This window comes from Streptomyces sp. yr375, assembly GCF_900110755.1.
Lineage (GTDB): Bacteria > Actinomycetota > Actinomycetes > Streptomycetales > Streptomycetaceae > Streptomyces.
Map to the genome: position 1 here is coordinate 1 of NZ_FOFF01000094.1, position 7,221 is coordinate 7,221.

The following is a 7,221-nucleotide window of genomic DNA, read 5'->3' on the forward strand; positions in this document are numbered from 1 at the left end:
TCGTCTAGAAGACTGCTGAAAATCTTTTGCGTTCTGGCCCCGGACCGGCTGGTCCGGGGCCAGTCTTGTAGGCATGCAGGGGGAATGGGCCGGGGAGATGGTCGGGCCGGATGTGTGGGAGACCTGCCGGGAGTTGATCCCGGCCGGGAGCGTGTTCGCGTTCCTCGCCGAGCACCGTGAGGTGTTGTTTCCGCAGTCGATGTTCGCGGACATGTATCCGTCGTCCAACGGGCGTCCGAGTCTGCCGCCGCAGGTGCTGGCCGCGACGGTGGTCCTGCAGAGCCTGCACGGGCTGTCGGACTTCGAGACGGTCCAAGAGCTGCGCTGTGACCTGCGGTGGAAGGCCGCCTGCGGACTCGGCCTGTACGACACCGCGTTCGATCCGTCGCTGCTGACGTACTTCCGGCGCCGCCTGCGTCACTCGGCCGACCCGACGCGGATCTTCACCAAGGTCAAAGAGGTCGTGGCCTCAACCGGGGTACTCAAGGGCAAGCGGCGGCGGGCACTGGACTCCACCGTCCTTGATGATGCAGTGGCCACCCAGGACACCGTCACCCAGATCATCTCCGCGGTCCGCCGGGTGATCCGCGAGGTCCCCGGCGGCGAGGAGACCGCGCAGCAGTGGTGCACGGCGCACGATTACACCGATCCGGGCAAGCCGAGGATCGCCTGGGACGACGAGCAAGCGCGCGCCGCACTGGTCGACGCGCTGGTCACCGACGCGATCAACCTGCTCGGACACCTGCCCGAACAGGACCTGGGCGAGAAGGCGGCGAACGCGGTGGGTCTGCTGGCCCTGGTCGCGGGCCAGGACGTGGAGCCGGCCGAGGACTCCGACGGACGCGACGGACGCTGGCGCATCGCCCGGCGCACGGTCGCGGACCGGACCGTGTCCACCGTCGACGCGGACGCACGGCACATCCACAAAAACCGAACCCGCCACCAGGACGGCTTCAAAGGACATGCGTCCTTCGAGCCGGAGACCGGGCTGTTCACCGCGATTGCTGCCACCGGCGGCCACGGCCCCGACAACCACGAGGCCGCCGTCGCCGTCGGTCTGCTGGCCGACGAGGACGAGGGCCAGGAGTTAACCGTGCTCGGCGACTCCGCGTACGGCACCGGCCGGCTGCGCGAACAGCTGCAGGCCGACGGCCACACCCTGGTGATCAAGCCGCCACCGCTGCGGCAGGCCGTCCCCGGCGGCTTCACCATCGACGACTTCCACATCGATGCGGCGTCCGGCACCGCGACCTGCCCGGCCGGACACACCGCCAACCTCGGACAGGTCAAAGCCGACGGCGCCCGCACCGCCCAGTTCAAACGCCTGTGCACCGGCTGCCCCCTGCGCGGACGCTGCACCACCTCCAAGACCGGGCGCACGCTCAACGTCCACCCCCAGCACGAGCTGCTGGCCGCCGCCCGGGCACAGGCCGCCAACGATGTGGCCTGGCAGGACGAATACCGCAGATGGCGGCCACCAGTTGAACGGGCCATCGCCTGGCTCGTCGCCAAGGGCAACCGCAGAGTCCCCTACCACGGCGTCATCGCCAACAACATCTGGCTCCACCACCGCGCCGCCGCCCTCAACCTCCGCCGACTCATCAACCTCGGACTCACCCGGGCCAACGGCAGCTGGCACCTCACCCCGGCCATCGCATAGCGCAAGGGCCGCCCGGCCCACGGCCGGACAGCCCCACCCTCAAGATTTTCAGCAGTCTTCTAGCCCGAACCCGCTGCACATGGCGGCCTACCAGCATGAAGGAACTTGTATGCACGAGTATACGAGTACTGCCCGGGTCTGGGGACTGTCTTGCCCAGGTTTCCCTGAAGAGGTCAGCCGGGCCCGCCGCTGGACGCGCGACATCCTGCGCGGCTCCCCTCTTGCCGAAGACGCCGAACTGATCGTGAGCGAGCTGAGCGCGAACGCGATCCTCCACACGGCCAGCGGCCTGGACTCCGGCACCTTCCACCTGGCCGTAGCCGTCTCGGCGCAGGTGGTCGCGGTCTCGGTGACAGACGACGGAGGCACCGGCACGGCCCCCAAGGCCGAGCACCAGGACCAGGACGCCGAACACGGCCGGGGTCTCGGCATGGTCAGCGCGATCGCTCACCGGGTCGTGATCCACGACAGCGACGGCGGCCACACGGTCACCGCGGAGCTCTTCACAGACGCACGACGAGGAGGGCACCCATGCTGAAGACGACGACCAGCCCCGGCTTCTGGTGCGAGTGCTGGACGGAAAGGCTGGACGGACAGCAGCCGCCGGCACTCTTCGGATCCTTCGACGCCTACACGGCGGTCGAGGCGAACAACTGGGTGGCGACGATCCTGCGCACCATTTCACCCGCCCTCGACACGGCCGCCTCCCAAGAAGCGTGGACGCGGCTCCACGACCACCGCATCGACACGAGACGAGCCCTCCTGCGCCGGGAGCCCTGGACGGTGTCCATCACCCACGTCAGCACGCGCATCACATGGACGGTGCGACCAGTACTCTTCCTGTCCCTCGCGCACCGCCAAGGCGTCGAACTCCCAGACTGCGCATACGACTTCAAGCCGCACAGGCCCCGCAGGACCGACTGAGTTACAACTTTCTCTACTGGTTCAAGGCGGCTCGCTCCGCTCCCCGCGCGCGGCCCGGCCCCCGGCCGGGCCTGCGCTCCAGTCTCCGCCCCGCTCCAGCCCGGCCGGCACCCGTGCCGCGCTCATGGCAATCAGCCGCCTGATGCCAGAGAAGGGGTACGTCGTGGCTGGGGCGGTCGGCTCCACGGCTTTACGGAGCCACTTTGGCGCGAGCATCGCAGATCATGGCCCCAACGTCGTGCTTTACCGGGCAGGTCCACAGATTGCCCGACGCGCCGGAAGCTTACGGGCCATGATCACTCGCGCCAAAGCAGCGCCACCCCAAAGCCGCTCCACCGACCTCAGCTCACAGATCTGCGCGCGTAACATCTACCCGAGAGGAAGGCCGTAAGATAATCTCTCCGTGCGGGTTTTTGGTATTTAAGACACAGGAATATGTCCGCAAGAAAACGGATCCGAGGTAGGCATTTTGAATATCGTCGAGCAGTATTGGGCCAGCGCCGTGTCACGATTGCAGGCAGAGGTCGACGGCTTCAATAAGTTGATCGGACACGCAGGCGAGCAAGGGCGAGAAAACGAACTTTCCCTAGCCCGACTCCTGGAAAATCTAATCCCTCGACGCTTGGGCATCGGAAGTGGAGTTGTCATCGACAAAGGCAATGGCCGGTCTAAACAAACGGACATCATCATCTACGACTTGGCAGATCAGCCTACTCTAATGGCCCAGTCAACTCAGGTCATCTTCCCGATCGAGGTTGTACACGCTGTAATCGAGGTGAAAACAACCCTGACGGCAGATGAAGTTAAGGACTGCGCGGAAAAGAAAGTGAGCATTGATACCCTTAAACCTGCGGAGTCAAGAGAAGCGCCTTTTTTTGGGGTCCTAGCCTACGAGGCATGGGCTTCGCCGAAGACGGTCGCTAGCCATCTGCGCGGAATCCCCGAAGGAAACCGCGCCGACTGCATTTGCATCTTGAATCCCGGAATTATCGGATCGCCTGACACTGTCGATCAGAATAAGTACGATGTCGAGCTAGTTGCACTGCATGAACGTAATCACAGCGGCAGTCGCACGGGAAGTTCCTGGATCAAGGTGCAGAAGCCACCTGCTGACGCCGCCCTGTCAATGTATGGCTCCACATACCCGGTAACCAAATTGGCAGATGTGGGATACATTGCTGGCGAGCCGGGCAGGGCATTGTTGCTTTTTTGCGACGCACTGTTGCGCGCTCTCTCTGCGCGCGGGGTTATTCCGAACCCGGCTCTTTCTCATTACCTAACGGACACGGCTCGTGAAACTCTGGATGTGCAATAGGATCACTCGGTTGGAGACAAGTAGGAGTCCAAGCCGGCCTGAGTGAGAAATTCGAGTACCGTCAAGTCGCTCACGTCCATTTCCTTGCAGGCATCGGCAAGGCAAGCTCGTGTCGGCAGTGGTCGGCGGTCTTCGGTGACAACCACTACGTCAGCCCCCTGAGATGAGAAGTAGAGAGCCATTGCAGCGACGGCTACCTGCGACGACTCTTCCTCGCCTTCCTCGTCGAGCAGATCAGGAGCAGTTGCTAGCACTTGAATGGTGAACGAGTAAGCAACGCTCTTACATACCCGACTCCCGGCCACCGATCTTACCCACAACGCGACGCTCTCACCGTGAGCTAGGCGCTTGCATTCAGCGATGACAAGGTCTGGGAAGCAAACCATTCCTTCTTCTACAAGAGGAACCAGCTCTTCTAGAAGTAGATTTACGTTTGATTCAGGAACTAGTTGCGCCATGGAAACTAGCGCGTCCGTGTCGATCACGTACACGGATCACGCCTCAATCGGCGAGTGAGTCACTCGCTCGTGAATCTCGCTGAGCTGGCTTCCATCTACGTCGAGATGGCGCCTTACCTCTACCTCGGATAGGGATCCCGCATCCCGAGCAGCGAACAATAGGCGGGGTAGCTCGTGCCCGAGCTCACGCACTCTAATAACCGGCGTGGTTTGACGCTCCGCATTGGGGTTGAAACCTCCACCCCCGAACTCACCAATGCGGTTCACCTGATCGTACAAGGTTGCACTTGCGCGACCTACCTGCTTCAAGCGAATAGCGGCGGCCCTCAGGCTAATCTTGTAATAGTTAGCCACTCGCCGCACTTGGTCTACATCATCAACGTAAGCCGTCTTTAGCCACTTGCTGACGTACTCATTTAGGTCATCGGCTGGAACGAGAAAGATAGCCGCGGTATTCTCACAAAAACGCTCGATGCCGTCATCCCGCGGGTCGCCACACAAAGCACTGTCACCGCGGAGAAGGTGAGTCAACTCGTGGAGAAGCGTAAAAATGCGCGCCGCCGGGTTATATGCTGAGTTGATTGCGATGATAGGCGAGTCTGCATGCGGCAAGGAGAAGCCCCGGCAAGCTTCACTTCCTAGCGAAAACTGCATAACTGCAACGCCGTGGTCCTCTACTCGCTCCCGCAGCATCTTAAAAACAGCGCTTGAGCTTGTGGTCTTCTTCTGAAGACTCACATGCCACTGCAGCCAAGAGGACAGAACGGAAGCAGCATTAACCGGACTTCCAGTCTCCCCGATTCGAGGAAGATTGGCCGGTTCGACTGCCGATTGCTGTCGAATCCAGGCGGCAATTTTCTGCCACCGCAGCGCACTGCGCAGAGCTGATCGCTCAGTAAAGTGCAGAGACTGTTCATTCCTTCTACCAGGTGGATACCTGAAAGAGGTCAGACTCTTCTCTTTCTGCGGAGGTGCAGGAAGGAAGAAGAACGCCGTCGACCGAGCCAGTGCTTTTGCAAGTGCTTTAAACTCGCCCGTCATGGGCTGTTCATGATCTCTCAGGATGGCATGCAGACGCTCTTCCGGGATCCTGGAGCTAGCTGCAATCTCTCGCTCAGTAAGGCCTGACTCCCGGACTGCCCAGTCCAGGACATCCGGGTTGATCGGTGCCAGCTTCCCCGCCATGTCTCAACTGTACGGTGTGCGTCTGACAGAGGCACAGCCATAGGTCCCAGTTGGTTGGGGTTGTCAGGGAGACCCTCGAACGGCCGTTCAGGGCGGTCCTCCAGGAAGCAGCCGGCGTGTGCGTCACCTGAGCAGACCCCTCCCGTTGGGCAACCCCACTCGCCTCTAGCCATCTACCGATGGTCCTGAGCCAGTGACCTTGACGGACACCCACGACGTGCAAGCGCCCGACGAAGCGGATGAAGCATGTGCCAGAAGCGTGCCAGACCCTGCAGAGCACCGGGGAACCCAAGCCACGGCCATCGAGCCTTGACATCGCTCCGCCGCAGGTCAGCAGAGCAGCTGCCGCCGGAGAACCCAAGCTTCCCAAGCTGATGGTTTAAGGAGGCGACCCTGAGGTCGTACGGCCCGGCCGGCGCGGCTTGCCCTGGTCGACGACATGGCAACGTGGCTGAGGCCGGTGGGGGTGCAGCGAGGCACACGCGCGCCCGATCGGTCGGCGCACCCGCCGCCGTGGCTGACTGTCGTCGGCTGAGGCGCAGACGCCCACTCGAAGTGTCAGCCCACCTGCCCGGCTAGACCGAGAGCGCCGGCCCCACGGCGCATCGTTGCTGCTGTGGCAGGGCCCGGGTCATGCACACAGCAGACCCCTTGGCAACTCGGCTATTAACTGAGTTATCTATTGTCTTATGGACTTCACTGTGATTGCCAACGCGGTAGAGGTGGACCACGGCATCAAGCGCCTCTCGATGCGCTTCATCAAGAAGTACGCCGCACCGGAGAGAGATCGGCTCAGCGCGGCACTGCGCGAGCAGATCAGCAAGGAGCTTGACAGGCACGGCTTGATGACACTGCCGAAGACGCTTCCTCCATCCGAGAATGAGTTCGTGTTCGTCATCCAGAAGGACAGCCCCCTAGGGCAGGTCGTGTCTCTGGCGGCCGTGGTGGCGGGCATGGAGAAGCTCGGCATGACGTCGTTCCCGCCGGGCATGTTCGACAGCATCCCTGGGGCCTTGCAGGACCTCACCTGACATCCACGCCTGACATCAACGGTGCCGAACACCGACAGCCGCCCACGTCCCTTGGTGGCCGATGAATCCGTGCCGATCCACGGCATGGCCGGGCAGTGATCGAACTCCTAAAGCGGTGCTCGGTTCCCGCCATTCAGGGCGCTACTGATCTCCAGAAGGCGCCCCTCGGGCAGAGTGAAGGCGTTGCTGGGGTTTCGGTAGGAGTGCCCACCGTCGTTGATCCAGACGCCGTCTGCCGGCCTCCAATGAGCGGGGGCCCATTGCCCCTGGTCCTCAAGGAGCATCCTTGCCACTTCGGCGGGCTCTTCGATCAAGGTGAGAGCGGCGAGCGCGGTGGTGAGGGCAGCGGAGGCGTCGTCAGGAAGCCGTGCGTCGCCGAGTGTGGGGAAGAGCAGCAAGAGTCGGGCGGCAGCGTCGCCAACGCCTTCTGTTGCCGTCTGGCGAGCAGCGGACAACAGTTCTGGCCAGGCCATACCAGGCCCCATGAAGTGGCCGTCGTCCACGGCGAGGGTTTCCGCTTCGGGCCAAGCCGGTTGGTGTATCAGATAGTCCACCCTGAGGAGCCTCGCGTTTTCCGGACAGGCTTCTGGCCGTTCATTTCACGCGGCGATTCGCAACTTCTCGTACTCGGCGTGGACTTCGTACGGA

The 7,221-nt window shown here is 62.6% G+C and carries 8 protein-coding genes; 5 read left to right on the forward strand and 3 right to left on the reverse strand.

Going from position 1 to position 7,221, the window contains the following annotated elements; all coding sequences use genetic code 11:
• The first annotated feature begins 73 nt into the window (after positions 1 to 73).
• The 4 genes from BMZ82_RS38690 to BMZ82_RS40500 all read left to right on the forward strand — a co-directional run bounded on the left by BMZ82_RS38690 (position 74) and on the right by BMZ82_RS40500 (position 3,899).
• Positions 74 to 1,660 carry an IS1182 family transposase gene (locus BMZ82_RS38690; RefSeq protein WP_093779322.1) on the forward strand — a complete coding sequence of 529 codons (1,587 nt, stop codon included), beginning with the start codon at positions 74 to 76 and terminating at the stop codon, positions 1,658 to 1,660.
• A 109-nt stretch (positions 1,661 to 1,769) separates the two neighbouring features.
• Positions 1,770 to 2,198 carry an ATP-binding protein gene (locus BMZ82_RS38695; RefSeq protein WP_093782067.1) on the forward strand — a complete coding sequence of 143 codons (429 nt, stop codon included), beginning with the start codon at positions 1,770 to 1,772 and terminating at the stop codon, positions 2,196 to 2,198.
• Positions 2,192 to 2,584, forward strand: a complete 393-nt coding sequence (locus BMZ82_RS38700; RefSeq protein WP_093782068.1) for a hypothetical protein — start codon at positions 2,192 to 2,194, stop codon at positions 2,582 to 2,584. Before BMZ82_RS38695 ends, BMZ82_RS38700 begins: the two co-directional genes overlap by 7 nt.
• A 469-nt stretch (positions 2,585 to 3,053) precedes the next feature.
• Positions 3,054 to 3,899, forward strand: coding sequence for a DUF6602 domain-containing protein (locus BMZ82_RS40500; protein WP_143099014.1), 846 nt, complete (start codon positions 3,054 to 3,056; stop codon positions 3,897 to 3,899).
• Between the two features lie 2 nt (positions 3,900 to 3,901).
• Here BMZ82_RS40500 and BMZ82_RS38705 read toward each other — a convergent pair whose 3' ends face one another.
• Positions 3,902 to 4,390 carry a DUF4411 family protein gene (locus BMZ82_RS38705; protein ID WP_093782069.1) on the reverse strand — a complete coding sequence of 163 codons (489 nt, stop codon included), beginning with the start codon at positions 4,388 to 4,390 and terminating at the stop codon, positions 3,902 to 3,904.
• A gap of 3 nt (positions 4,391 to 4,393) precedes the next feature.
• Complete coding sequence (locus tag BMZ82_RS38710; protein ID WP_093782070.1) at positions 4,394 to 5,542, reverse strand: ImmA/IrrE family metallo-endopeptidase; 1,149 nt, start codon at positions 5,540 to 5,542, stop codon at positions 4,394 to 4,396.
• Positions 5,543 to 6,231: 689 nt separating this feature from the next.
• On the opposite strand from BMZ82_RS38710, the gene BMZ82_RS38715 reads away from it, so the two are divergent.
• Complete coding sequence (locus BMZ82_RS38715; RefSeq protein ID WP_093782071.1) at positions 6,232 to 6,573, forward strand: hypothetical protein; 342 nt, start codon at positions 6,232 to 6,234, stop codon at positions 6,571 to 6,573.
• A 107-nt stretch (positions 6,574 to 6,680) separates the two neighbouring features.
• On the opposite strand, the gene BMZ82_RS38720 is transcribed toward BMZ82_RS38715, so the two are convergent.
• Entirely contained in the window at positions 6,681 to 7,127 is a 447-nt protein-coding gene (locus BMZ82_RS38720) for a hypothetical protein (protein WP_256252354.1), read from the reverse strand.
• Between the last annotated feature and the right edge of the window lie 94 nt (positions 7,128 to 7,221).